Raw genomic sequence first — 24,014 nt, 5'->3', positions numbered from 1 at the left:
TCATCTCTTTAGAGAGAAGTTGTTATTCTTCGATAGTCGGAAGAGGTTGCTCATCAGGTATAGTTACCTGTAGCTGAATCACACGACGATTATCTGCGGACGTTATTTTGAAATGGTAGCTTCCAATTTCTACAATTTCTCCACGAACCGGTAGATGACCGAGTGCTGTCATCACCATACCGCCAACTGTATCCACTTCATCATCACTAAAGGTGGTTCCAAATGTATCGTTGAAATCTTCAATAGTGGTTAAAGCTTTAACAGAGAAGGTATGCTTGCTCAGCTTACGAATGTCTAACTCTTCTTCATCGTCGAACTCGTCTTCAATTTCACCAACGATTTCTTCGAGGATATCTTCAATGGTTACTAGGCCAGATACACCGCCAAATTCATCCACAACGATAGACATGTGGTAACGCTCTTCTTGGAATTCCTTGAGCAGGCGATCAACGCGTTTGCTTTCAGGTACAACTACAACAGGGCGGATCACTTGTTCGATGTCAAATGGGGCGCTTTCTGAACCCAAATACTTAAGTAGGTCCTTCGCTAATAGAATGCCTTCTACATGGTCTTTATCTTCACTGATCACCGGATAGCGAGAGTGTTGAGCATCAGTAATAAGCGCAATCAATGTATCTAAATCATCGGTGCGTTCAACTGTAACCATTTGAGAGCGAGGTAGCATGATATCGCGTACTCGCATCTCTGAAATTTCCATAACACCTTCGAGCATGTCGCGCGTGTCGTGGTCAATTAGGTCATTAATTTCTGAGTCGCGGATTACATCTACGAGCTCTTGGCGATCTTTTACTTCACCTTGAAATAGTTGGCCTAGGCGTTCAAAGAAGGACTTTCTACTCGGACCTTCAGATTTTTTGCTTCCCTCAGAAGTGGGGGGGTTACCTTCGTTCATGATTTCTCAAAAAATAACGCTATCAGAAGTGTGATAGCACACGTTACAACTCAGATTCCTGCGAAAACCACAGGTTCGATGAGTTATTGTTTCTCTGCAACCTACTTTACTAGAATCAATTTACTTTTCTAGAATATACGGGTCTTCAAACCCCATAGTTTGCATGATTTCTGTCTCGAGTGACTCCATCTCTTCAGCTTCATCATCTTCGATATGATCATAACCTAGCAGATGCAGACTGCCATGTACAACCATATGAGCCCAGTGTGCTAACAGAGGCTTATTTTGCTCTTCTGCTTCTTTTTCGACGACTTGGCGACAGATAATGAGGTCACCCAGTAGATCTAACTCTATCCCTGGAGGAGCCTCGAATGGAAAAGACAGCACGTTAGTTGGCTTATCTTTTCCACGGTATTCATGATTAAGCTGGTGGCTTTCTTGTGTATCTACGATACGAACCGTCAACTCGGCGTTCTCTTGAAACTGAGGAATAGTCTTATTTAACCAAAGCTGAATATCTTGTTCGGTTGGAAGACCTTGCTCATTTTCGACCGCTAATTGCAGGTCTAGTTCAATAGACATCTATTTATCACCTTGCTCTGCAATGACAGAACTATTTTGTGTTGCTAATTGTGTCGTAACAGCTTGCTGAGCCTCAAGAAGTTTGGCTTCTCGTTCTTCACGTTTACGGGCCTCAAACTCTTTACGCTCTTTTTGGTCTTTGGCTTCCCACTTCTCGTAGGCATTAACGATACGAGCAACGACAGGATGACGAACGACGTCTTCAGACATGAAGAAGTTAAAGCTAATGTCATCAACTTCACTAAGCACTTCAGTTGCATGGCGTAGGCCTGATTTTGCCCCTCGAGGTAAATCGATTTGAGTGATATCACCTGTGATGACAGCGCGTGAGTTAAAGCCGATACGCGTTAAGAACATTTTCATCTGTTCTACCGTAGTGTTTTGGCTCTCATCAAGAATGATGAACGCATCATTCAATGTACGACCACGCATGTAAGCCAGTGGTGCAACTTCAATTACGTTACGTTCAATCAATTTCTCAACTCGTTCAAAGCCGAGCATCTCAAACAGCGCATCGTAAAGTGGACGCAAATATGGATCGACTTTCTGGCTTAGATCTCCAGGAAGGAAACCAAGCTTCTCACCTGCTTCGACGGCTGGGCGAGTTAGTAGGATTCGGCGAACTTCTTGACGTTCAAGTGCATCAACCGCAGCCGCAACAGCTAAGTACGTTTTACCCGTACCAGCAGGTCCAATACCAAAAGTGATGTCATGAGTGACCATATTCATTAGGTATTGTGCTTGGTTCGGCGTACGAGGTTTAATGACGCCTTTTTTAGTCTTAATGGTCACTTCTTTGCCGTAGTCAATCTCAGACTCGACGTGTTGCTCCAAAATACCAGACTCCGCGATCGCTAGATGCACTTGCTCTGGTTCGATATCAATTATGTTGCCTTTAACAGGAGCCGTTTCAACATAGAGGTGCTTGATGATGTCTAAAGCTGCGGCTGTAGTGTGAGGTTTACCGACGATAGTGAAGAAGTTGCTACGGTAGTTAATCTCAACGCCAAGACGACGCTCAAGGTGCTTTATGTTGTCGTCGAATGGTCCGCATAAACTTGCCAAGCGCTTGTTATCTGCTGGTTCTAGATTTATCTCTAAGGTAACGATTTTATTGCTCAAATTAGCCTCTCATTTTGTACCATTCTCTCTTAAATAAAAAAAAAAAGAGCAAGAAGCCCGATTTAGACCGGGCTTCTGATGGTGATTCCCTATTTCTAAGATGGTCACTTAGTTAGGTAATTTCAAGCTTTGTGTTTGAGCTTTGTGCTCAAACAGTTGTATTACCTATGGCGTAAACGTGGCTACACCTAGCTCATCTTCGCGTTTTGTTTTTTCCATCATTTCTGCTGGAGTCATTACAACGCGTAAGCCCATATCTTTTTCTGTGCGAACTAACTCACCACGTAGTGAGTTGGTGTACACCTCGGTGATCTTCACATCTACGAACTGGCCGATTAGGTCAGCAGAACCTTCGAAGTTCACAACACGACTGTTTTCAGTACGGCCACGCAGTTCCATTAGGTTCTTTCTTGATGGACCTTCAACAAGGATGCGCTGCTCTGTGCCTAGCATTAGGCGGGAAAAGCGCATAGCTTGTGTGTTTATTGTCTGTTGCAGTTCCCACAGGCGATCTTTTTTCTCTTGTGTTGGTACATCACATGGGTAATCTGCTGCTGGTGTGCCTGGGCGCGGAGAGAAAATAAAGCTGAAGCTCATATCGAAATCAACTTCTTTAATCAGTTTCATCGTATCTTGGAAGTCTTGTTTAGACTCTCCTGGGAAACCAACAATAAAGTCTGAACTAATTTGAATATCAGGACGAGCTTTACGCAGTTTACGGATAATAGACTTGTACTCGATAGCCGTATGTGGACGCTTCATCATTGTAAGAATACGATCACTACCACTTTGTACTGGTAAGTGTAAGAAGCTCACAAGTTCAGGTGTATCTTTGTAAACTTCGATAATGTCGTCACCAAACTCAAGTGGGTGGCTTGTCGTGAAGCGAATACGGTCGATACCATCAATTGAAGCAACAAGACGAAGAAGCTCTGCGAATGAACAGATATCGCCTTCGTGTGTTGGGCCTCGATACGCGTTTACGTTCTGACCAAGTAGGTTAACTTCACGTACGCCTTGCTCTGCAAGTTGAGCAACTTCGAATAGTACATCATCCATTGGGCGGCTAACTTCTTCACCACGTGTGTACGGCACAACACAGTAAGTACAGTACTTCGAACAGCCTTCCATAATTGAAACAAATGCAGTTGCACCGTCTGCTTTTGGCTCTGGCAGGTTATCAAATTTTTCGATCTCAGGGAACGAGATGTCCATTACAGGCTTTTCGTTAGACAGTGATGACTTAATCATTTCTGGCAGGCGGTGTAATGTTTGTGGGCCAAAGATAACGTCTACGTACGGAGCGCGTTGACGGATATGGTCACCTTCTTGAGTGGCTACACAGCCACCCACACCGATCACTACACCTTCTTTTTTATCTTTAAGCGTTTTCCAACGACCAAGCTGGTGGAATACTTTTTCTTGCGCTTTTTCGCGGATAGAACAAGTATTCAGTAGTAGTACGTCTGCTTCCTCAGGTACTTCAGTTAGCTCATAGCCATTTGCAGCGTTAAGCAGGTCGGCCATTTTTGATGAATCGTATTCATTCATCTGACAGCCCCAAGTTTTAATTAGCAGTTTCTTACTCATTATATGTTCGCTCGATCGTTAGTTTAATTTAAGGGAGCAAATCGCCCATTATTCATCCGCTAGTCTGGTTCGTCATAAATCGGTATTCAATCTTATGACGGTCTATAGCGGCAAGCGGCGTATTGTACTGGTTTCAAAACCGACTGACTAGTAGTCTGAACAAATCTCTTTTGTAGTGGTTTTTATTATCGTTAACGCCATATACCATAAGGGATAACCCTTTTTTCAAATAAGGTTTTTGGTTACAAGTTAGTTATGAAAAAGTACAATCAAAAATAGTCAAAGAATCAAACTGATAAGTACAAAATATGAACAGTTACGATATTGTGGTAGTTGGTGGTGGCATGGTTGGTGCGGCAACAGCGATCGGCTTTGCGAAACAAGGGCTGAGTGTTGCTGTGATTGAAGGTTTTGCCCCACAAGCTTTTGATGAGTCGCAAGCGATGGACATTCGTGTGTCGGCGATTTCTCAAGCATCGGTCGATTTACTTGAAGCTCTTGGTGCATGGCAAAGTATTGCAGCGATGCGCGTTTGTTCTTACAAGCGATTGGAAACTTGGGAACATCCAGAGTGTCGTACTCGTTTTGATGCTGCATCACTGGATCTGCCCCGTCTAGGCTATATTGTCGAGAACAGACTGATTCAGTTAGGCTTATGGTCTCAATTTGATGCCCATGACAATCTCGAACTGTTATGTCCAGAAAAGTTGGATGAGATTGAGTATGGCGAAACCAATATCGTTAAGCTTCAATCAGGAACTGAGTTATCAGCGAAGTGGGTGGTTGGTGCTGATGGTGCTAACTCAGTCGTTCGTCAACATGCTGGAATTGGCATTACGGCTTGGGATTATCGACAACACTGTATGCTTATCAATGTCGAAACAGAACAACCTCAGCAAGATATTACTTGGCAACAATTTCTACCAAGTGGCCCTCGTTCATTTCTGCCTTTGTGTTCTTTAATCTCTGACGGTCAAGAAGTCGGGCAGGGATCGTTGGTTTGGTATGACTCCCCATCTCGCATTAAGCAATTATCATCGATGACCCCTGAAAAGTTACGTAATGAAGTACTTGTTAATTTCCCTACGGAATTGGGAGACATCAAAGTCCTCAACTCTGGTTCGTTCCCCCTTACTCGGCGTCATGCTCAATCATACTCGAAGAATAACTGTATTTTAGTCGGAGACTCTGCGCATACGATCAACCCTTTGGCTGGGCAGGGTGTTAACTTAGGCTTCAAAGATGTATCAGTATTGTTGGATGTCACCAAAGAAAAGGGGGAATTGAATCAGTCTGTAGCAAGACGCTACGAAGTGATAAGAAGAGGCGACAACCTTATGATGCAGAGTGGCATGGATTTTTTCTACAAGACATTCAGCAACGACATTGGTCCGCTTAAGTTTGTACGTAATGCCGCACTTAAACTAGCAGAGAACTCTGGGCCGATTAAAACTCAAGTATTGAAATACGCCTTGGGTCTTTAAGTCGCTAGTTTAATTGGTTACAAAAGAAGAGGAGAGCTGATACTCTCCTTTTTTGTATCTGGTGATTACTATCGCTGTTGCGTCACACAAACAGGCGCATCTAGCTCTAACGAGTAGCCTGTATAAACCAAAGAACCGTCCTCATTATCTCGCTTGAATGAGGTGATGTTGTTGGAGTGTTGGTTGGCGGCGATAAGCCATTTCCCATCGTCAGTTATATGGAAGTCTCTTGGGAATTTACCTTCAGTGTCGTAGCTTTCAATGAAAGTCAGTTTTTGAGTCTCAGAGTCGATTTTGAAGTTGCTGATTCTTGATTGGTGTCGACATGAAACATAAAGGAATTGTTCATCAGGGGATAGCTTAATCGCAGCTGTGGCTTCTCCCTTCTCCATATTAGGCAATGCATCAATCTCTTCCACTACATTCCAAATGCCTAAAACCTTTTCCAAAATCAGTAACGTTTCAGAGAGTTCACAGACCACATAGGCTCTGTCTTCAGCTTTGTTAAAGATTAAATGACGAGGTCCATTGCCGGCGGGCACCTTAATAGACTGCATTGGCTCATCAAGGAACTCTTCTTGTTCTTCATCAAAGCAATAGAAGTTGATGCGATCGGTGCCGAGATCGACGGTCACAAACTGTGGTGAGTTTTGTAGGAACAGACATTGATGGGCGTGTGGGCTGGTTTGTCGCTCTTTGTTTGGCCCGGAACCAACCATCTTGATTGTTTTGAGTCGCTTATCGATGCTGCCATTGATACTCAAGCTAAAGATATCGAATGTGCCTGATGAGTATTGCGACGTGATAGCAAACTTATTGTGTGGATCTATCGCGATGTGACAGGGGTGATTTCCTGAGATGGGACTTGCATTGGACGTTATCTGCGAATCAACATTAGGTATATGAATGAGCTGGGGCTGTTTTTGCTGATTAACTTCAGATGCAGTATAGATCCCTGTCTTTGTTGCAGTAACAAAAGAGGGGTTAGTGCATTTTCTGATCAGCTCTAGAGATAATAGTTTTCCAGTTTCTAGATCTAACTGAGTTTGATAAACACCTTGGCTTTTACTTGGCGTATCCGTGTAGCAACCGATCGTTAAAGGGAGGGTTTTCATAGGCTAGTCATACTCAATTAGAAAATGGAGCTGACATTGTCTTATAAAATTGTATTAAAAGTGAGGTTATAGAAGAGAATACTTGGTGACTTGGCTAGCAGATTTGCATATTCCAGATAAAACAAAACCCAGCTAAAAAGCTGGGTTCTATTTAATGATGGTGCGGTCGGAGAGACTTGAACTCTCACACCTCTCGGCGCCAGAACCTAAATCTGGTGCGTCTACCAATTCCGCCACGACCGCAGCAAATCTTTATAGTCATATCGAATATTGGTGCTTCAATAAGACGTTGTATAAATGGTGGCTACTGCGGGATTTGAACCTGCGACCCCATCATTATGAGTGATGTGCTCTAACCAACTGAGCTAAGTAGCCATAATAAATCTAATAGATTCATTATTAAATAATGGTGCGGTCGGAGAGACTTGAACTCTCACACCTCTCGGCGCCAGAACCTAAATCTGGTGCGTCTACCAATTCCGCCACGACCGCAGCAAATCTTTATAGTCATATCGAATATTGGTGCTTCAATAAGACGTTGTATAAATGGTGGCTACTGCGGGATTTGAACCTGCGACCCCATCATTATGAGTGATGTGCTCTAACCAACTGAGCTAAGTAGCCATAATAAATCTAATAGATTCATTATTAAATAATGGTGCGGTCGGAGAGACTTGAACTCTCACACCTCTCGGCGCCAGAACCTAAATCTGGTGCGTCTACCAATTCCGCCACGACCGCAGCAAAGCTTTTACTCTAGCGAAGAGTATAGTTAAGAAGACTTATGGTTTGTCTAAGTAACGTTGTAATGGCTGGGCTACCTGGATTCGAACCAGGGAATGCTGGCATCAAAAGCCAGTGCCTTACCGCTTGGCGATAGCCCAACAGGATATCAATTAAGATATCTAAATAATGGTGCGGTCGGAGAGACTTGAACTCTCACACCTCTCGGCGCCAGAACCTAAATCTGGTGCGTCTACCAATTCCGCCACGACCGCAGCAAAGCTTTTACTCTAGCGAAGAGTATAGTTATATCGACATTGGTGATTCGATGTAACGTTGTGCTCTTGGCTACTTACTTCAGTAAATGCTTACTGAAGTAAAAACAAAGAGTTTAAATAGTGGCTGGGCTACCTGGATTCGAACCAGGGAATGCTGGCATCAAAAGCCAGTGCCTTACCGCTTGGCGATAGCCCAACAGGATATCAATTAAGATATCTAAATAATGGTGCGGTCGGAGAGACTTGAACTCTCACACCTCTCGGCGCCAGAACCTAAATCTGGTGCGTCTACCAATTCCGCCACGACCGCAGCAAAGCTTTTACTCTAGCGAAGAGTATAGTTATATCGACATTGGTGGTTCGATGTAACGTTGTGCTCTTGGTTACTTAATTCAGTAAATGCTTACCGAAGTAAAAACAAAGAGTTTAAATAGTGGCTGGGCTACCTGGATTCGAACCAGGGAATGCTGGCATCAAAAGCCAGTGCCTTACCGCTTGGCGATAGCCCAACAATGATATCATTTAAGATATCTAAATAATGGTGCGGTCGGAGAGACTTGAACTCTCACACCTCTCGGCGCCAGAACCTAAATCTGGTGCGTCTACCAATTCCGCCACGACCGCAGCAAAGCTTTTACTCTAGCGAAGAGTATAGTTAAGAAGACTTATGGTTTGTCTAAGTAACGTTGTAATGGCTGGGCTACCTGGATTCGAACCAGGGAATGCTGGCATCAAAAGCCAGTGCCTTACCGCTTGGCGATAGCCCAACAGGATATCAATTAAGATATCTAAATAATGGTGCGGTCGGAGAGACTTGAACTCTCACACCTCTCGGCGCCAGAACCTAAATCTGGTGCGTCTACCAATTCCGCCACGACCGCAGCAAATCTTTATAGTTATATCGACATTGGTAATTCGATGTAACGTTGTGCTCTTGGTTGCTTAATCCAGTAAATGCTTACTGAGGTAAAAACAAAGAGTTTAAATAGTGGCTGGGCTACCTGGATTCGAACCAGGGAATGCTGGCATCAAAAGCCAGTGCCTTACCGCTTGGCGATAGCCCAACAGGATATCAATTAAGATATCTAAATAATGGTGCGGTCGGAGAGACTTGAACTCTCACACCTCTCGGCGCCAGAACCTAAATCTGGTGCGTCTACCAATTCCGCCACGACCGCAGCAAAGCTTTTACTCTAGCGAAGAGTATAGTTATATCGACATTGGTGATTCAATATAACGTTGTTTAGTCTTCTTTCATAAAGAAAGAATGGTGGCTACTGCGGGATTTGAACCTGCGACCCCATCATTATGAGTGATGTGCTCTAACCAACTGAGCTAAGTAGCCATCTGAGAGCGAAGTAATATAATATAATCTCGCTTTCAATGCCATTATCTTTTTAAAGATAATTACACTTTAAATTGTGGCTGGGCTACCTGGATTCGAACCAGGGAATGCTGGCATCAAAAGCCAGTGCCTTACCGCTTGGCGATAGCCCAACAATGATATCAATTAAGACATCTCAATATGGTGCGGTCGGAGAGACTTGAACTCTCACACCTCTCGGCGCCAGAACCTAAATCTGGTGCGTCTACCAATTCCGCCACGACCGCTTTACTTTCCTAAAGACTCTTGTCGTTAATAAACAGACATTTAATAAAAATAGAGTGCTTAGGAAATGGTGGCTACTGCGGGATTTGAACCTGCGACCCCATCATTATGAGTGATGTGCTCTAACCAACTGAGCTAAGTAGCCATTTCCATATTGTCGTTCATTTCGATACGTTGCCGCTTCGTTGTGAACGGGGCGCATTATGCGTAGTTGAGCGAAACCCGTCAACTTTTTTTTTGAATAAATCGCGAATAAACATCTGTTCGGTTTCTTTTTAGACAAAGAGGCGTATTTGTCGACAAAAAACAGGTCTAAAAGGCGATATATATAGGAAGTTAAGTTTCTGGTGCAGGACTATTTCTAAAGGGGAAAAACAAAAAGGCCAGTGAATTCACTGGCCTTTTTCTAGATGTTTAATCTGAATTATACGTTGAAGCGGAAGTGAACCACGTCACCATCTTTAACGATGTATTCTTTACCTTCAAGACGCCATTTACCTGCATCTTTAGCGCCGCTCTCACCGTTAAATTCGATGAAGTGATCAAACCCAACTACTTCAGCACGGATGAAACCTTTCTCGAAGTCTGTGTGGATCTTACCTGCGGCTTGTGGCGCAGTTGCACCAACAGGGATAGTCCAAGCGCGAACTTCTTTAACGCCAGCTGTAAAGTAAGTTTGAAGAGTCAGTAGTTCGTAACCAGAGCGGATCACTCGGTTAAGACCTGGTTCTTCGATACCCATATCCGCTAGAAACTCTTCGCGATCTTCATCGTCAAGCTCAGAAAGCTCTGATTCGATTGCCGCACAAACAGCAACAACTACATTATTTTCGTTTTCAGCGTATTCACGAACAGCGTCTAGGTATGGGTTATTTTCAAAACCATCTTCCGCAACGTTTGCGATGTACATTGTTGGCTTAAGTGTCAGGAAGTTAAGGTAGCCGATTGCTGCCGCTTCTTCTTTGCCTAGTTCAACAGTACGCGCCATGCCACCTTCAGTTAGGACAGGAAGTAGCTTTTCTAGTACAGTGATTTCGAATTTAGCGTCTTTGTCGCCGCCTTTTGCTTTCTTCGCGTTACGTTGAATTGCACGTTCACAGCTGTCTAAGTCAGCCAGTGCAAGTTCAAGGTTGATCACTTCTATATCTTCAATTGGAGATACTTTGCCAGCAACGTGAACAATGTTTTCATTCTCAAAGCAGCGTACAACGTGACCGATAGCGTCAGTTTCACGGATGTTAGCTAGGAATTTGTTACCAAGACCTTCACCTTTAGAAGCGCCAGCAACTAGGCCTGCGATATCTACGAACTCCATTGTCGTTGGAAGGATCTTCTGTGGATTAACAATTTTTGCTAATGCATCTAAGCGTAGATCTGGAACCGGAACGATACCTGTGTTTGGTTCGATTGTACAAAATGGAAAGTTTGCTGCTTCGATGCCTGCTTTAGTCAGTGCGTTAAACAGAGTTGACTTACCAACGTTTGGTAGACCAACGATGCCACATTTAAAACCCATGATATAAACCTTATTCTGCTTTGAACGTATGTAAGCGATTTTGTGCTTTTGGTAGGCCATCTTTTAATAAGATGTCTAGGCTGCGAACCGATTCGTCAACGACAGCCTCGATACACTCTTGCTCTTTCGCTGGAGCTTTACCTAATACATAACCTGCAACTTTATCTTTGTGTCCTGGATGGCCAATGCCTAATCTAAGACGATAGAATTCTTTATTGTTCCCCTGTTTGCTGATGATGTCTTTCAGACCATTATGTCCGCCATGACCACCGCCTTTTTTAAACTTTCCAATACCAGGAGGTAGGTCTAACTCGTCGTGAGCGACCATGATCTCTTCTGGTTTAATTTGGTAGAATTTTGCCAGGGCTGCAACAGCTTTGCCTGACAAATTCATGAAAGTCGTTGGGATCAGCAAACGAAGATCTTCACCGTGAACCATTATACGACCCGTTAGGCCAAAGAACTTTGGTTCGTTCTTTAGTGTCACGTTATGTACACGTGCTAATTCTTCAACTACCCAAGCACCCGCGTTGTGGCGAGTTTTGGCGTATTCTGGACCTGGATTAGCCAGTCCAACGAGAAGTTTTATTTGTTGGCTCAAGGTATGGATCTCTCTTGGGATTTCAAAAAGCGCCGTATGATATCACAATTTATGAAAAAGGTGCGAGCTAGCTGATAGCAACATGATTATTCCCAGTTGTGATAAATAACAGACACCAGATATAAAAAAAGCACTTCATTTAATGAAGTGCTTAATGTCTTTCTCTAACGAGTGACTAAAACAAAGCTTTTGTAAAAACTATAGAGCTTTGATTAGTTGAACATCGCTGAGATTGATTCTTCGTTGCTGATACGACGAATCGCTTCAGCTAGCATGCGAGAAAGGCTAAGTGTTGTCACTTTACCAGTCGCAGCCATCTCTGGAGATAGAGAGATCGAATCGGTTACGATAACTTGGTCTAGAACAGAGTTCTTGATGTTGTTCGCAGCAGTACCAGAGAAAACAGCGTGAGTTGCGTAAGCGAATACACGCTTTGCACCGCGCTCTTTTAGCGCTTCAGCTGCTTTACACAGTGTGCCACCAGTATCGATCATGTCATCAACGATCACACAGTCACGGCCTTCAACGTCACCGATAAGGTTCATTACTTCTGAAACGTTAGCACGTGGACGACGCTTATCAACGATAGCGATATCAACATCACCTAGCGCTTTAGCTGTAGCACGAGCACGTACAACACCACCAAGGTCTGGAGAAACCACAACTGGGTTTTCTAGGCCACGGTTCGCCATGTCTTCTAGAAGAACTGGAGTGCCGAAGATGTTATCAACAGGCACATCGAAGAAGCCTTGGATTTGCTCTGCGTGTAGGTCGATAGTAAGAACGCGGTCAACACCAACGTTAGAAAGGAAGTCTGCAACAACTTTTGCAGTAATAGGCACACGAGCAGAACGTACACGACGATCTTGACGGGCATAACCGAAGTAAGGGATTACAGCAGTAATACGGCCAGCAGAAGCACGGCGCATTGCGTCAATCATTACCACCAACTCCATAAGGTTGTCATTGGTTGGTGCACAAGTTGATTGAATCAGGAATACATCGCTACCACGAACGTTTTCATTGATTTGAACAGCGACTTCGCCATCAGAAAAACGGTCTACGGTAGCATCGCCAAGAGAGATGTATAGACGATCAGCAATACGTTGGGCTAGTTCAGGTGTTGCGTTACCAGCAAATAGCTTCATATCAGGCACGGTGGAAACCTCGGGTTGCGTCCAGTTTTAAATAGATTGTGGGTGGGCTGATTGGTATTCAGCCAAAGTTTCTTTTAAAGGTGAAATGTTTCGACCTTTCGCGATAAACGCGGAAACTGTGTCAGGCAGTTGTTCTCGTACCGATTCGGCCTCTTTTTTGCTGCTAAATTCAGCAAAAACGCACGAACCTGTACCAGTCAATCTCGACGGCGCGTATTGTAGCAGCCATGAAAGTTGCTTATCAACCTCTGGGTACAGCATTCGCACAATTTTTTCGCAATCGTTTACGTATTCTTGCTCTAGAAGCGTTGCTAGCGCTCGCTTTGGCGTATTTCGAGTTAATTCTGAATGTTTGAATATGTCTGCAGTTGCTATGCTCACTTGAGGTTTGACAACTAGATACCATTTTTCATCCGGATTAGCTGGTGACAATTGTTCTCCAACCCCTTCAGCAAAGGCGGCGTGGCCTCTAACGAATACAGGGACGTCAGCACCAAGCTTCAAACCGATCTCTGCGAGTTGATCATCAGACAGGTTGAGTTGCCATAAATGGTTAAGCGCGACTAACACGGTTGCAGCATTAGAAGAGCCACCACCAATGCCTCCTCCCATCGGAAGCACTTTCTTTAGTTCGATATCAGCACCAAAAAACGTTGAGGTATATTGTTGAAGTGCCGTTGCGGCTTTCCAAATTAGGTTGTCCTCAAGCGCAACACCCGGAATATCAGGTGTTATTGTGATTGCACTCGTTTCTTCATTTGCAGTAACCGTCAGTTCATCGCCAAAATCGACAAATTGGAATAGGGTTTGAAGTTCGTGGTAGCCATTGTCACGTTGACCAGTGATATAAAGAAATAAATTTAGTTTAGCTGGGGAAGGCCAGATCGTTGGCGTAGTAATCATTTTTTCAGAGTCCACTTCGAAACTACAATGTTGATTTTGCTATCGTCTTGCTTGAATGACAATCGAGTTGGCAGAGGAATTAACTCTGCAATGGCATCTGTGTCTTCGGGCACTTGCTCATTTGGAAGCTCTGTATTGCGATAGTTGTCAAAACTGAGAGTCCATAATTGATTGCTTACTCGTTTGGATAGAGATTCAAGTGTGTTAGTGCTGTTTAGTTGATACGAGTCGGCTTGGTCAGGAATACCAAGGAACCACTGTGGTAGATGATCTATAGGGATTTGTAAGCCAGTCAGCTGCTCAACTAAAACTGAAGCGCTCGCATGAGTAAAGACTTGGTCATCATAGGTGACCACTTTTGCGCCAGCTGAGTCAATGGTGAGATTCAATGCGGTTTGACCGAGAAATGTCGTGAGTCTTAATTGACTTTGAGTTGGTGAATGCTTCCAGATGAAATTCAGGCTTTGGCGCTGCTCTGGAGAAATGTAAGCGAGCTTGCCTGAGGCTTGATAGTTTTCTATCTGTAAAAGGCGATTTTGGTGGCTTTGCCACTCGACACTGGTTGGTTGTTCTGGGATAGACGAGCAACCCACCATAATTATGGTCATAAAAATAAGAGACGTGATTTTACGAAGCTTGCTCATATTTGCTCACAACTTGTTCAAATTTATCTAAAAAACGTCTCAACTATAGCATTGAATTCACGAAGTCAGGAAAACAAATCCCGCTTGCTCTTTAAATAGCGCCATGCATCAAGTAAAATTCGCCCCTTGTTTCCATTCCCTGATCGAGAACTTCTGATACATGTCTTTGCTTGCCGTAGGTATCAATCACAATACAGCGTCGGTTGAATTGCGAGAAAAAGTCGCTTTTGGTCCAGATAAATTATCTGAGGCACTCAAGCAACTTAACGCAAATGCACACGTGAATGGAAGTGTCATACTTTCAACCTGTAATCGAACCGAAGTGTATTGTGACGTCAAAGGCGTGGCAAAAAACAAGTTGATCGATTGGTTGTCTGTATTTCATCAAGTTAGCCCTGAAGAATTAAAACCAAGTATCTACATTCATGAAGAGCAAGCAGCGATTAAGCATTTAATGCGCGTCGCCTGTGGTTTGGATTCTCTGGTATTAGGCGAGCCACAAATTTTAGGCCAGGTTAAACAGGCTTATATGGATTCGCGAGAGAACAGATCTGTTGATGCTTCAATGGAGAAACTGTTCCAGAAATCATTCTCTGTCGCGAAACGTGTCCGAACTGAAACTGAAATTGGCGGCAGTGCGGTTTCTGTTGCTTACGCAGCTTGTACGTTAGCCAAGCACATTTTTGAATCGATTGCTGATTCAACTGTGTTATTGGTGGGGGCTGGTGAAACCATTGAGTTGGTGGCTAAGCACCTTTCTGCTAATGGTTGTACTAAGATGATTGTGGCTAACCGAACTCGTGAGCGTGCCTTAGGGTTAGCAGAAGAGTTTGGGGCTGAAGTAATCAGCTTGAATGAGATTCCAGATCATCTATACAGAGCGGATATCGTGATTAGCTCAACTGCAAGTCCACTGCCTATTATTGGTAAGGGTATGGTTGAAACTGCACTCAAAAGAAGAAAGCATCAGCCTATGTTGTTGGTTGATATCGCAGTTCCTCGTGATGTTGAATCTCAGGTCGGTGAATTGAATGACGCCTACCTATATTCAGTTGATGATCTGCAGTCGATTGTTGATGGCAATATTGAGCAACGTAAAGTTGAAGCAATTCAAGCTGAAGCAATAGTCAGTGAAGAAAGCGCCGCGTTCATGAGTTGGATGCGTTCATTGCAAGCGGTAGACAGTATTCGTGACTACCGTAAATCGGCCAACGAAATCCGAGAAGAATTATTAAGTAAGAGTTTACAATCACTTGCCGCTGGCGGTGACCCTGAGAAAGTTTTACTTGAGCTAAGTAATAAGCTCACAAACAAATTGATCCATGCTCCAACGCGTGCACTTCAAAGTGCTGCTGAGCAAGGAGAACCTGCAAAATTAATGGTCATTAGACAGAGTTTGGGCTTAGAAAACCCTCAATAATATTAGACCTCCAACAGAATAAGACATTATGAAAGCCTCGATTCTAGTAAAGCTTGAAACACTTGTTGAACGCTATGAAGAAGTTCAACATCTACTTGGTGATCCAGATGTAATCGGGAATCAAGACAAATTCCGTGCACTTTCTAAAGAGTACTCTCAACTAGAAGAAGTGACGGCTTGCTTCCAGTCATACCAGCAAGCTCAAGAAGATCTAGAAGCTGCTGAAGAGATGGCAAACGAAGATGACGCTGAAATGCGCGAGATGGCTCAAGACGAAATCAAAGACGCAAAAGCGGCGATTGAACGTTTGACCGATGAGTTACAAATTCTTCTGATTCCAAAAGATCCAAACGATGAGCGCAACTGTTTCCTTGAAATCCGTGCCGGCGCGGGTGGTGATGAAGCGGGTATCTTCGCGGGCAACTTGTTCCGTATGTACTCTAAGTTTGCAGAGAAAAAAGGTTGGCGCGTTGAAATCATGAGCAGCAACGCTTCTGAACAAGGCGGTTACAAAGAGATGATCGCTAAGGTTAGTGGCGACGCTGTTTACGGTACAATGAAGTTTGAGTCAGGTGGTCACCGTGTACAACGTGTTCCTGAAACTGAATCTCAAGGTCGCGTTCATACATCGGCGTGTACAGTTGCTGTTATGCCGGAGATCCCAGAGGCCGATCTTCCAGAAATCAAAGCTGGCGATCTTAAGATAGATACTTTCCGTGCATCGGGCGCGGGTGGTCAGCACGTTAACACCACGGATTCAGCAATCCGTATTACTCACTTACCAACAGGTACAGTAGTAGAGTGTCAAGACGAGCGTTCTCAGCATAAAAACAAAGCGAAAGCGATGGCTGTTCTTGCTGCTCGTATTGTTCAAGCAGAAGAAGAGCGCCGTGCGGCAGCTGTTTCTGACACACGTCGTAACCTACTAGGTTCTGGTGACCGTAGTGACCGTATTCGTACGTACAACTACCCACAAGGTCGTGTTTCGGATCACCGTATCAACCTGACTATCTACCGTCTTAACGAAGTACTTGAAGGTGATATGCAAAGCTTGCTTGATCCTGTACTTCAAGAGCATCAAGCCGATCAGCTTGCTGCACTTGCAGAGCACAATTAACCTGTATGCAGTCAGTATATACGGTTGAAAATGCTTTAAAAGCGGCAATCGTAAGGCTTCAAGAGGGTGATAGCACATCACCCTCTATTGATGCCGCGGTACTGCTTTGTCACGCCTTAGATAAACCAAGATCTTACCTCCTTACTTGGCCTGAGAAGCACCTCACCTCAGAGCAAGAATCTGAATTCAATGCTCTTATTAAACGACGCTTAATCGGTGAGCCTGTGGCTTATATTGTCGGTGAACGTGAGTTTTGGTCATTGCCATTAAAAGTTTCTCCTTCTACATTAATCCCGCGCCCAGATACTGAGCGTTTGGTTGAGGTGGCTTTAGATAAAACGTATGGCAAGCAAGGTGCGATTCTAGATTTAGGAACGGGTACAGGTGCTATTGCATTAGCATTGGCGTCTGAAATGCCAAATCGACCAGTGACTGGCATTGATCTTCGCCCTGAAGCGCAGCTGCTTGCGACAGAGAATGCACAACGTCTCAACATTACCAACGCTACTTTTTTGCATGGCAGTTGGTTTGAGCCTTTGAATTCAGTTAGCTCTGAAGAAGAAGTGGTTAAGTTTTCTTTGATTGTCTCGAACCCGCCATACATTGAGAAGAACGATCCTCATTTATCTCAAGGTGATGTACGTTTTGAACCGATCTCTGCGTTAGTTGCTGAAGAGAAAGGGCTCGCGGATATTCGATACATTTCTGAAAATGCACGTGGCTTTTTGGAAAATGAAGGCTGGTTGGCGTTTGAACACGGTTACGACCAAGGCTTGGCGGTACGTGAGATAATGCAACAACTGGGCTACTTGGATGTTGTTACAGAAAAAGATTACGGTGGTAATGACCGAGTGACCTTGGGTCGTTACTGTTCATAGATAGTGGTTGCTCATAGGCTGCTGTTAATCATTTGTGAGCAATAGATGATTAACTCGCTAAATTGATACCTTTAACTCGAAAATACGCTTAACTCGATAATGCATTTAACGCAGAAATACAGAGAATTAACGCAGAAATACAGAGCATTAACGGGTATTGTGTAGCTCTTGTTAATGAAGCACATATAAAAATATAAAGGAATACCATGTACGAAGGTTTAAAACATTTTCACTTACTTACGATTGCTATAAGCGCACTGCTGCTTTCGATTCGTTTCGCTCTTATGATGGCTAACTCTCCGAAGCTTAAGCACCCTTTCTTGCAGCGTTTTCCTCATATCAATGACTCGTTGCTACTGCTATCAGGTATTGGTTTGATTTTTATCACTGGCTTTATTCCATTTACACCTGCAGCACCATGGTTAACCGAAAAACTAACCTGTGTAATGGCTTACATCGCATTAGGTTTCTTTGCGCTTAAGTTAGGTAAGAATAAGCTATTGAGAGTTTTCTCATTCTTTGGAGCTCTAGGCTGGCTAGCAATGGCAGGCAAAATCGCAATGACAAAGACTCCAACATTTTTCGGTTAATGACGTATGTACGAATTTTTTGATGAAGACTTTGACCAGCTAGAACTTGCTGAAGGTGCATTGATCTTAAATAAGGCCATTGACCCTGAAACTCAAGATAGTTGGGCAGAGCAAGAGCTCGCAAGATTATTAAAAGACGCTGAGTTTGCATTAGTTAATGAAACCGACGAGCAACAGAAGTTTGAATCTTTTATTCGATTATTCTTTTACGAGTGGGGCTTCGCTGGCGATAAAGACGCTTACTTCTCATCGGAAAACGCGTTTATCGATAAAGTACTTGAGAGAAAGAAAGGGATCCCAGTCAGTCTTGGGGCAATCTTCCTTTTTCTTGGTCGCAAGCTAGGCTTTCCTGTAGAGGGTGTCTCTTTTCCGACTCAGTTTCTGCTTAAAGTCAGTTGGTATGGCCAAACTCCGGTCTATATTAATCCTTACAATGGCGAGTATGTTGGTCAGCAAACGTTACGAGCATGGTTAATTGGCCATGATGGCCCATTGGCTAAGCTTAAAAGTGAGCATTTGAAAGTCGCAGACCACCCAACCATTATTGGTAAGTGGTTGGCTTTATTGAAAAGTGCATTGCTGAGAGAAGAACGTTATACGCTTGCATTGAAGTGTACCGATCTTGCTTTGACGTTTGTGCCAGATGATCCATATGAAATCCGTGACCGTGGTTTCATCTATCAGCAACTGGATTGTCACCAGATTGCCGCCACCGATTATCAGTACTTTATTGATCAATGCCCAGATGACCCTGCATCTGAGTTACTTAAATCTCAAGTGAATGTCATGACGGAAAAAACCGTCGTCGTTCACTAATTAATTATTATTTAGAGAGAATATGATGGAACAGAAAATAGTTCACATTGGCGATATGCCAATTGCTAACGATAAGCCATTTACGCTATTTGCGGGCATGAACGTTCTTGAATCTCGCGATCTTGCTATGCAGATCTGTGAGCACTACGTGAAAGTAACAGAGAAGCTGGGCATCCCTTATGTATTTAAGGCGTCTTTTGATAAAGCGAACCGCAGCTCTGTTCACTCATACCGTGGTCCTGGTATGGAAGAAGGTCTCAAAATCTTCCAAGAGCTGAAAGATACCTTTGGCGTGAAGATCATCACTGATATTCACACTGAAGCACAAGCTCAGCCAGTTGCAGATGTGGTTGATGTAATCCAGCTTCCTGCGTTCCTTGCTCGTCAAACTGACCTTGTTGAAGCAATGGCTAAGACTGGCGCGGTTATCAATGTGAAGAAGCCTCAGTTCATGAGCCCAGATCAAGTGGGCAACATTGTCGACAAGTTTGCCGAATGCGGTAACGATAATATCATTCTTTGTGAACGTGGTTCTTGCATGGGCTATGACAACCTAGTCGTTGATATGCTAGGTTTTGGCGTGATGAAAAAATCGTCGAACGGCAGCCCAATCATATTCGATGTGACTCACGCGCTTCAAATGCGTGACCCATCAGGTGCTGCATCTGGTGGTCGTCGTGAGCAAACTGTAGAGCTTGCTAAAGCAGGTCTGGCTACAGGAGTTGCTGGTCTGTTTCTTGAGGCGCATCCTAACCCAGATCAAGCTCGTTGTGATGGTCCTTCAGCGCTACCTCTAGATAAGCTAGAGCCGTTCTTGAAGCAGATGAAAGCACTTGATGACCTTATCAAAGGCTTCGATCATATTGATATCAAGTAGTTGATTAAAATTAAGTCGTTCGTTGATATGCTAAATAGCTGAGGCAGTTATTTAACACCAGTCGAAACAAAAAAACGCCCACTTTTCGAAGTGGGCGTTTTTTTATCTAGAATCTGCGTTGAGGTCATGTTCTAGTTTAAAGAGTTGTTAATGAAGCGTGTAATATCTCCAAAAATGAGTGCATGAGTGCATGAGTGCATGAGTGTGAGGTCTGTCCTGTAAGTTGTAAATTGCTGACATGCATCACACTTTGTAAGTAAACGATTGCCTGTGATGCAGGGGAAGTTTGAGTGTAATCTCATAAATTTGTTACACTTAACTATTGATCTATGCGTGACCAATTCGACATAAATATGAAATCGTCGTGTTACATCCAGAATGTTAATTTAATATAAGTCATGTTGAAGTCTTATTGTTCGAACTCTAGGAAAGGGTCGCAATAGGTCATAAAAAAGCAGTGGATTCCCCTAAAAAGTTCAAAGGTATGACAATGAAGCAACGCCTTATTCTAAAGACAGCACTCAGTGCTGCAATCCTAGCGACATTAGCTGGGTGTGCGTCTCAATCAACCCATGATTGGAACCAAGACGAAACTTACAAGCTAACGATTCTTCACACAAACGACAACCATGGTCGTTTCTGGCAGAACAAATACGGCGAATACGGCATGTCTGCACGTAAAACGCTAGTTGATCAACTTCGCGCAGAAGTTGAAGCTGAAGGCGGTAGCGTGTTGCTTCTATCTGGCGGTGACATCAACACTGGTGTACCAGAGTCAGATTTGCAGGATGCGGAACCTGATTTCAAAGGTATGAATAAAATTGGTTACGATGCAATGGCATTGGGTAATCACGAGTTTGATAACTCATTAGACGTACTACAAAAGCAGATCGACTGGGCTAATTTCCCAATGCTATCTGCAAATATCTACGATAAAGCAACAGGCGAACGCAAGTTCCAAGCTTACGAGATGTTTGAAAAGCAAGGTATTAAGATTGCGGTTATCGGCTTGACCACTGAAGACACGGCAAAAATCGGTAACCCTGAGTTTATCGCGAGCATTGACTTCCGTGACCCTAAAGAAGAAGCGAAGAAGCTGATCGCGGAACTTAAAGAAACAGAAAAGCCAGATTTAATCTTCGCTGTGACTCACATGGGTCACTACGAAAACGGCCAGCGTGGAGTTAACGCTCCGGGTGATGTAGCACTTGCTCGTTACCTAAACGAAGGTGACCTAGACATGATCGTTGGTGGTCACTCTCAAGAGCCTGTATGTATGGAAGGCCCTAACGTTGCGAAGAAAAACTTCAAGCCGGGTGATGAGTGTAAGCCAGACGTTCAAAACGGTACTTACATCGTTCAAGCTCATGAGTGGGGCAAGTACGTAGGCCGTGCTGATTACGAGTTCCGTAACGGCGAACTAGAGATGGTGAGCTACGATCTGGTTCCAGTTAACCTTAAGAAGAAAGTTAAGATTGACGGTAAGAAGCAACGTGTTCTTATTCAAGATGAAATCGCACAAGATCCAGAGTTGCTTGAATTCCTACGTCCTTTCCAAGAGCAAGGTCAAGCACAGCTAGAAGTTCAAATTGCAGAGACAAATGGCAAGCTTGAAGGTGATCGTAACGTGGTGCGTTTCCAACAAACTAACCTAGGTCGTTTGATTGCGACTTCTCACATGGAGCGTGCAAAAGCAGACTTTGCTGTGATGAACTCTGGTGGCGTACGTGACTCAATTGAAGCAGGTAATGTCACTTACAAAGATGTGCTGAAGGTACAACCTTTTGCTAATATCCTGACTTACACGGACATGACGGGTAAAGAAGTTCTAGATTACCTAAATGTCGTGGCAACTAAACCAATCGATTCTGGTGCTTACGCTCAGTTTGCTGGTATCTCAATGACAGTAGCAAACGGTGAAGTATCGAATGTGTTTATCGGTGGTAAGCAGCTTCGTTTAGACGAAACTTACCGCTTCACAGTGCCAAGCTTTAACGCTGCTGGCGGTGATGGTTACCCTAAATTATCTGATCACCCTGGCTTTGTGAACACAGGTTTTGTTGATGCTGAAGTACTAAAAGAGTACCTAGAAGCGAACAGCCCGGTTGACGTGAACAAGTACGCACCTTCTGGTCAAATGGTTTATAAGTAATTGACCCCAGTTGATGAGTCAATAGGTGCTAAATTAGATTGACTCTAGCACCATGATAAATTTAACTAAAGCGACGCCTCGGCGTCGCTTTGTGTTTATCTATCGTTTGGATTTTGTTATGACCCCTGCAATCAACCTTGCCAAGAAAAAGAAAATTGTTCATACCGTGCATCAGTATCATCATGATGCGAATAACACGAACTATGGATTAGAAGCCGTTGAAGCGCTTGGTCAAGATCCCAAACGTGTATTCAAAACGCTCTTGTTCTGTTTGAATGGCGTGGCGAAAAATTTGGCGGTTGCCGTTATTCCCGTCGACCAGAAGCTAAATCTAAAGTTGGCAGCAAAAGTGGCGAAAGGTAAAAAAGCAGAGATGGCTGATCCTGATATTGCTCAGAAAACGACAGGTTATGTGGTGGGAGGAATCAGTCCTCTTGGTCAGAAAAAAGCATTGCCTACCTTTGTGCATTCCAGCGCTACCGATTTTGAAACGATATGTGTGAGTGCAGGGAAGAGAGGATTAGAGATAGAGTTAGATCCGAAAGACTTAGTACTACTTACGCGTGGCCATTTTGCGGAACTGTGCCTGTAGCTTGTACTTTCCATAACGATAAACGTACATACTCACAAATAAAAACGCCCGCTAGACTAATCTAGCGAGCGTTTCTTTATCGACAGTCCACCGGAAAGGGTTGTGACTACTTTTTCAGGCCTAAAGTACCACCAACACGTTTAGCCGTTGGTTTGTTCGGTCTGTTTGAATCTTGGCTGCGGTTTGTCGGCTTACCGCTTCTACGTTCGTTATTGTCGCGATCTGTGCGATTGCGATCCGAACGGCTTTTATCTGAATTAGAACGCTCTGAACGAGAGTTTGATTTCCAGTTCTCGGTATTGCCACCGCCACTGCTTTCACCATTCGATGAATTACGGCCTCGTTTCGAGTTAGGTGCATGACGGAATTCGTCCGCATTGTTACCACGATAGGTGCGAGTACGATTTTCGTTTTGATTGCGGCGCGCTGTGGAAGTTTGGTTTTCTTCACGGCTATCGAAAAGTTTTGCGTCTGTCGCTTTACGAATGCGTTGGCCCTTAGCGTTCATTTTTGACGCGTCTTCAGTACTTACAGAGCCTTCACACATCGCTAAAATTTCAGTGATCTCTTCGTCGCTCAGGTAGCGCCATTTTCCGTTAGGAATACCGTCTAGTGAGATGTTCATAATACGAACACGGCGCAGCTTAAATACTTCATAACCCAGAGCTTCACACATACGGCGAATTTGGCGGTTAAGGCCTTGCGTTAGTGTGATTCGGAACGAGAACTTAGTCTCTTTCTCTACCTTACATGGCAAGGTAACAGTATCGAGAATATGAACGCCAGCGCCCATTTGCTTCAAAAACTCAGTCGTAATTGGTTTGTCTACACGGACCACGTATTCTTTCTCGTGGTTGTTACCTGCACGTAGGATTTTGTTTACGATATCGCCATCGTTAGTTAAGAAGATAAGACCATCAGAAGGTTTATCTAGACGACCAATAGGGAAAATACGTTTGTGGTGGCCGATAAAGTCGACGATGTTGCCAGGAATATCACGTTCAGTGGTGCAGGTGATGCCTGTTGGTTTATTAAGAGCAATGTAGATCGGCTTCTCTTTTGAGCGAACAGGTTTATTGTCGATCTCAACATCATCACCGGGCAAGACTTTAGTACCCATTTCAGGGATCTTACCGTTAATAGTAACTCGGCCTGCATCAATGAGTTTGTCGGCTTCGCGGCGTGAGCAAAAGCCAGTTTCACTGATGTATTTATTAAGGCGTTTAGCTTGGGATTCTTGTGACATGATATTCTCTTAGCGTTTCACAACGGAAATATAGATAAACAAAAAGCAACCTTTGGATAGTTGCTTTGAGTTGGGGTTCGTTAACTAAA

Annotated in this window: 20 protein-coding genes and 19 tRNA genes; 9 read left to right on the top strand and 30 right to left on the bottom strand. The window is 43.8% G+C overall.

The window, feature by feature from the left end; all coding sequences use genetic code 11:
- Positions 1 to 22: 22 nt before the first annotated feature.
- The 4 genes from corC to miaB all read right to left on the bottom strand — a co-directional run bounded on the left by corC (position 23) and on the right by miaB (position 4,207).
- On the bottom strand, positions 23 to 913 hold the full coding sequence (corC, locus tag OCW38_RS11105; protein WP_010439130.1) for a CNNM family magnesium/cobalt transport protein CorC: 891 nt from the start codon (positions 911 to 913) through the stop codon (positions 23 to 25).
- A gap of 120 nt (positions 914 to 1,033) precedes the next feature.
- Complete coding sequence (gene ybeY, locus OCW38_RS11100; protein WP_016768321.1) at positions 1,034 to 1,495, bottom strand: rRNA maturation RNase YbeY; 462 nt, start codon at positions 1,493 to 1,495, stop codon at positions 1,034 to 1,036.
- The gene (locus OCW38_RS11095) at positions 1,496 to 2,617 is read right to left on the bottom strand and encodes a PhoH family protein (RefSeq protein ID WP_010439135.1); all 1,122 of its coding nucleotides are present in this window, start codon (positions 2,615 to 2,617) and stop codon (positions 1,496 to 1,498) included.
- Positions 2,618 to 2,782: 165 nt separating this feature from the next.
- Positions 2,783 to 4,207, bottom strand: coding sequence for a tRNA (N6-isopentenyl adenosine(37)-C2)-methylthiotransferase MiaB (miaB, locus tag OCW38_RS11090; protein ID WP_102269969.1), 1,425 nt, complete (start codon positions 4,205 to 4,207; stop codon positions 2,783 to 2,785).
- 308 nt (positions 4,208 to 4,515) lie between these two features.
- Here miaB and OCW38_RS11085 point away from each other — a divergent pair, with 308 nt between their 5' ends.
- Positions 4,516 to 5,691: a 2-octaprenyl-3-methyl-6-methoxy-1,4-benzoquinol hydroxylase gene (locus OCW38_RS11085; protein WP_010439139.1), complete on the top strand. Its 1,176-nt coding sequence runs from the start codon at positions 4,516 to 4,518 to the stop codon at positions 5,689 to 5,691.
- 68 nt (positions 5,692 to 5,759) lie between these two features.
- On the opposite strand, the gene OCW38_RS11080 is transcribed toward OCW38_RS11085, so the two are convergent.
- From OCW38_RS11080 to lolB, 25 genes are all read right to left on the bottom strand, one after another.
- The gene (locus OCW38_RS11080) at positions 5,760 to 6,806 is read right to left on the bottom strand and encodes a lactonase family protein (RefSeq protein WP_016784763.1); all 1,047 of its coding nucleotides are present in this window, start codon (positions 6,804 to 6,806) and stop codon (positions 5,760 to 5,762) included.
- A gap of 158 nt (positions 6,807 to 6,964) precedes the next feature.
- Positions 6,965 to 7,049: transfer RNA gene (locus OCW38_RS11075), tRNA-Leu, on the bottom strand.
- A 55-nt stretch (positions 7,050 to 7,104) separates the two neighbouring features.
- Positions 7,105 to 7,181: transfer RNA gene (locus OCW38_RS11070), tRNA-Met, on the bottom strand.
- A 32-nt stretch (positions 7,182 to 7,213) separates the two neighbouring features.
- Positions 7,214 to 7,298, bottom strand: a tRNA-Leu gene (locus OCW38_RS11065).
- A gap of 55 nt (positions 7,299 to 7,353) precedes the next feature.
- Positions 7,354 to 7,430 (bottom strand) — tRNA-Met (locus OCW38_RS11060).
- Positions 7,431 to 7,462: 32 nt separating this feature from the next.
- Positions 7,463 to 7,547: transfer RNA gene (locus OCW38_RS11055), tRNA-Leu, on the bottom strand.
- Positions 7,548 to 7,615: 68 nt separating this feature from the next.
- Positions 7,616 to 7,690, bottom strand: a tRNA-Gln gene (locus OCW38_RS11050).
- Positions 7,691 to 7,719: 29 nt separating this feature from the next.
- Positions 7,720 to 7,804 (bottom strand) — tRNA-Leu (locus OCW38_RS11045).
- A gap of 124 nt (positions 7,805 to 7,928) precedes the next feature.
- Positions 7,929 to 8,003 (bottom strand) — tRNA-Gln (locus OCW38_RS11040).
- Between the two features lie 29 nt (positions 8,004 to 8,032).
- Positions 8,033 to 8,117, bottom strand: a tRNA-Leu gene (locus OCW38_RS11035).
- A 124-nt stretch (positions 8,118 to 8,241) separates the two neighbouring features.
- Positions 8,242 to 8,316, bottom strand: a tRNA-Gln gene (locus tag OCW38_RS11030).
- A 30-nt stretch (positions 8,317 to 8,346) separates the two neighbouring features.
- Positions 8,347 to 8,431: transfer RNA gene (locus tag OCW38_RS11025), tRNA-Leu, on the bottom strand.
- Positions 8,432 to 8,499: 68 nt separating this feature from the next.
- Positions 8,500 to 8,574 (bottom strand) — tRNA-Gln (locus OCW38_RS11020).
- Positions 8,575 to 8,603: 29 nt separating this feature from the next.
- A tRNA-Leu gene (locus OCW38_RS11015) sits at positions 8,604 to 8,688 on the bottom strand.
- Positions 8,689 to 8,796: 108 nt separating this feature from the next.
- A tRNA-Gln gene (locus OCW38_RS11010) sits at positions 8,797 to 8,871 on the bottom strand.
- Positions 8,872 to 8,900: 29 nt separating this feature from the next.
- A tRNA-Leu gene (locus OCW38_RS11005) sits at positions 8,901 to 8,985 on the bottom strand.
- 90 nt (positions 8,986 to 9,075) lie between these two features.
- Positions 9,076 to 9,152, bottom strand: a tRNA-Met gene (locus OCW38_RS11000).
- A gap of 77 nt (positions 9,153 to 9,229) precedes the next feature.
- A tRNA-Gln gene (locus tag OCW38_RS10995) sits at positions 9,230 to 9,304 on the bottom strand.
- Positions 9,305 to 9,333: 29 nt separating this feature from the next.
- Positions 9,334 to 9,418: transfer RNA gene (locus OCW38_RS10990), tRNA-Leu, on the bottom strand.
- Positions 9,419 to 9,484: 66 nt separating this feature from the next.
- Positions 9,485 to 9,561 (bottom strand) — tRNA-Met (locus OCW38_RS10985).
- Positions 9,562 to 9,840: 279 nt separating this feature from the next.
- Positions 9,841 to 10,932 (bottom strand): redox-regulated ATPase YchF, encoded by a 1,092-nt coding sequence (gene ychF, locus OCW38_RS10980; protein WP_010439159.1) that lies wholly within the window; start codon positions 10,930 to 10,932, stop codon positions 9,841 to 9,843.
- A gap of 10 nt (positions 10,933 to 10,942) precedes the next feature.
- Positions 10,943 to 11,533 carry an aminoacyl-tRNA hydrolase gene (pth, locus tag OCW38_RS10975; RefSeq protein WP_010439162.1) on the bottom strand — a complete coding sequence of 197 codons (591 nt, stop codon included), beginning with the start codon at positions 11,531 to 11,533 and terminating at the stop codon, positions 10,943 to 10,945.
- A gap of 212 nt (positions 11,534 to 11,745) precedes the next feature.
- Entirely contained in the window at positions 11,746 to 12,690 is a 945-nt protein-coding gene (locus tag OCW38_RS10970; protein ID WP_004739814.1) for a ribose-phosphate pyrophosphokinase, read from the bottom strand.
- A 27-nt stretch (positions 12,691 to 12,717) separates the two neighbouring features.
- Positions 12,718 to 13,593 carry a 4-(cytidine 5'-diphospho)-2-C-methyl-D-erythritol kinase gene (gene ispE / locus OCW38_RS10965; RefSeq protein WP_016767029.1) on the bottom strand — a complete coding sequence of 292 codons (876 nt, stop codon included), beginning with the start codon at positions 13,591 to 13,593 and terminating at the stop codon, positions 12,718 to 12,720.
- Entirely contained in the window at positions 13,590 to 14,237 is a 648-nt protein-coding gene (gene lolB / locus OCW38_RS10960) for a lipoprotein insertase outer membrane protein LolB (RefSeq protein ID WP_016767030.1), read from the bottom strand. The genes ispE and lolB overlap by 4 nt, the downstream gene beginning before the upstream one ends.
- Before the next feature lie 160 nt (positions 14,238 to 14,397).
- On the opposite strand from lolB, the gene hemA reads away from it, so the two are divergent.
- The 8 genes from hemA to ybaK all read left to right on the top strand — a co-directional run bounded on the left by hemA (position 14,398) and on the right by ybaK (position 22,679).
- On the top strand, positions 14,398 to 15,657 hold the full coding sequence (gene hemA / locus OCW38_RS10955; protein WP_010439173.1) for a glutamyl-tRNA reductase: 1,260 nt from the start codon (positions 14,398 to 14,400) through the stop codon (positions 15,655 to 15,657).
- A 28-nt stretch (positions 15,658 to 15,685) separates the two neighbouring features.
- Positions 15,686 to 16,774, top strand: coding sequence for a peptide chain release factor 1 (gene prfA, locus OCW38_RS10950; RefSeq protein ID WP_010439174.1), 1,089 nt, complete (start codon positions 15,686 to 15,688; stop codon positions 16,772 to 16,774).
- A gap of 5 nt (positions 16,775 to 16,779) precedes the next feature.
- On the top strand, positions 16,780 to 17,652 hold the full coding sequence (gene prmC, locus OCW38_RS10945) for a peptide chain release factor N(5)-glutamine methyltransferase (RefSeq protein WP_010439175.1): 873 nt from the start codon (positions 16,780 to 16,782) through the stop codon (positions 17,650 to 17,652).
- Between the two features lie 206 nt (positions 17,653 to 17,858).
- Positions 17,859 to 18,242: a SirB2 family protein gene (locus tag OCW38_RS10940; RefSeq protein WP_009848726.1), complete on the top strand. Its 384-nt coding sequence runs from the start codon at positions 17,859 to 17,861 to the stop codon at positions 18,240 to 18,242.
- A 6-nt stretch (positions 18,243 to 18,248) separates the two neighbouring features.
- Entirely contained in the window at positions 18,249 to 19,058 is an 810-nt protein-coding gene (locus tag OCW38_RS10935) for a SirB1 family protein (RefSeq protein ID WP_016791949.1), read from the top strand.
- A gap of 22 nt (positions 19,059 to 19,080) precedes the next feature.
- Positions 19,081 to 19,935, top strand: coding sequence for a 3-deoxy-8-phosphooctulonate synthase (gene kdsA, locus OCW38_RS10930; RefSeq protein WP_022570845.1), 855 nt, complete (start codon positions 19,081 to 19,083; stop codon positions 19,933 to 19,935).
- Positions 19,936 to 20,425: 490 nt separating this feature from the next.
- A complete protein-coding gene (gene ushA, locus OCW38_RS10925) occupies positions 20,426 to 22,087 on the top strand; it encodes a bifunctional UDP-sugar hydrolase/5'-nucleotidase UshA (protein WP_016790386.1) in 1,662 nt (553 codons plus the stop codon).
- 118 nt (positions 22,088 to 22,205) lie between these two features.
- Positions 22,206 to 22,679, top strand: coding sequence for a Cys-tRNA(Pro) deacylase (gene ybaK / locus OCW38_RS10920; RefSeq protein WP_010439186.1), 474 nt, complete (start codon positions 22,206 to 22,208; stop codon positions 22,677 to 22,679).
- Positions 22,680 to 22,785: 106 nt separating this feature from the next.
- Here ybaK and rluF read toward each other — a convergent pair whose 3' ends face one another.
- Complete coding sequence (rluF, locus tag OCW38_RS10915; RefSeq protein WP_261894035.1) at positions 22,786 to 23,925, bottom strand: 23S rRNA pseudouridine(2604) synthase RluF; 1,140 nt, start codon at positions 23,923 to 23,925, stop codon at positions 22,786 to 22,788.
- Positions 23,926 to 24,014: the final 89 nt, after the last annotated feature.

It is taken from the genome of Vibrio cyclitrophicus (assembly GCF_024347435.1).
Lineage (GTDB): Bacteria > Pseudomonadota > Gammaproteobacteria > Enterobacterales > Vibrionaceae > Vibrio > Vibrio cyclitrophicus.
The sequence above is the reverse complement of the archived record's forward strand: the minus strand, read 5'-3'. Positions and strand labels throughout refer to the sequence as shown.

Bases quoted from the DNA above. Each gene is read 5' to 3' on its own strand.
- corC (WP_010439130.1), bottom strand. From the start codon at position 913: ATGAACGAAGGTAACCCCCCCACTTCTGAGGGAAGCAAAAAATCTGAA.
- ybeY (WP_016768321.1), bottom strand. From the start codon at position 1,495: ATGTCTATTGAACTAGACCTGCAATTAGCGGTCGAAAATGAGCAAGGT.
- miaB (WP_102269969.1), bottom strand. From the start codon at position 4,207: ATGAGTAAGAAACTGCTAATTAAAACTTGGGGCTGTCAGATGAATGAA.
- OCW38_RS11085 (WP_010439139.1), top strand. From the start codon at position 4,516: ATGAACAGTTACGATATTGTGGTAGTTGGTGGTGGCATGGTTGGTGCG.
- OCW38_RS11080 (WP_016784763.1), bottom strand. From the start codon at position 6,806: ATGAAAACCCTCCCTTTAACGATCGGTTGCTACACGGATACGCCAAGT.
- ychF (WP_010439159.1), bottom strand. From the start codon at position 10,932: ATGGGTTTTAAATGTGGCATCGTTGGTCTACCAAACGTTGGTAAGTCA.
- ispE (WP_016767029.1), bottom strand. From the start codon at position 13,593: ATGATTACTACGCCAACGATCTGGCCTTCCCCAGCTAAACTAAATTTA.
- lolB (WP_016767030.1), bottom strand. From the start codon at position 14,237: ATGAGCAAGCTTCGTAAAATCACGTCTCTTATTTTTATGACCATAATT.
- hemA (WP_010439173.1), top strand. From the start codon at position 14,398: ATGTCTTTGCTTGCCGTAGGTATCAATCACAATACAGCGTCGGTTGAA.
- prfA (WP_010439174.1), top strand. From the start codon at position 15,686: ATGAAAGCCTCGATTCTAGTAAAGCTTGAAACACTTGTTGAACGCTAT.
- prmC (WP_010439175.1), top strand. From the start codon at position 16,780: ATGCAGTCAGTATATACGGTTGAAAATGCTTTAAAAGCGGCAATCGTA.
- OCW38_RS10940 (WP_009848726.1), top strand. From the start codon at position 17,859: ATGTACGAAGGTTTAAAACATTTTCACTTACTTACGATTGCTATAAGC.
- OCW38_RS10935 (WP_016791949.1), top strand. From the start codon at position 18,249: ATGTACGAATTTTTTGATGAAGACTTTGACCAGCTAGAACTTGCTGAA.
- kdsA (WP_022570845.1), top strand. From the start codon at position 19,081: ATGATGGAACAGAAAATAGTTCACATTGGCGATATGCCAATTGCTAAC.
- ushA (WP_016790386.1), top strand. From the start codon at position 20,426: ATGAAGCAACGCCTTATTCTAAAGACAGCACTCAGTGCTGCAATCCTA.
- ybaK (WP_010439186.1), top strand. From the start codon at position 22,206: ATGACCCCTGCAATCAACCTTGCCAAGAAAAAGAAAATTGTTCATACC.
- rluF (WP_261894035.1), bottom strand. From the start codon at position 23,925: ATGTCACAAGAATCCCAAGCTAAACGCCTTAATAAATACATCAGTGAA.